Here is a 296-nt window from a genome sequence, read left to right as displayed (position 1 = left end):
AGCCGGGGGTCACCCCGCACATCGGTAGCGCCCCGGCAAAAGCCTGCGGATACTTTTCAACCATAGCGACGGTGATATTGCCGCCCATAGACACACCCACTATGTAGTTGCGCTTGCTGCCTGCTTTACCCAGCAGATCGCGCAGGGCTTTGTTGGCGTCTATCCCTTCACGCACCGCGTAACCGACCTTGGCATAAGCCGTGTTGGCGACGGCAAAACCCTGTGCGTAGGCGGCAGTCATCAGTCCCCAGCCCTCATCCTTGGTGGGGTCGGGGGTAGCCTCCTGCACCCCAGCC

The 296-nt window shown here is 61.5% G+C and carries 1 protein-coding gene; it reads right to left on the bottom strand.

All coding sequences use genetic code 11. The features are described 5' to 3' along the window. Positions 1-296 (bottom strand): hypothetical protein (locus QZ269_RS13205; RefSeq protein WP_291427157.1); only part of this gene is annotated, 296 nt, incomplete at both ends.

Origin of the sequence: Deinococcus sp., from assembly GCF_018260405.1 — a bacterium.
GTDB lineage: Bacteria > Deinococcota > Deinococci > Deinococcales > Deinococcaceae > Deinococcus.
The sequence above is the reverse complement of the archived record's forward strand: the minus strand, read 5'-3'. Positions and strand labels throughout refer to the sequence as shown.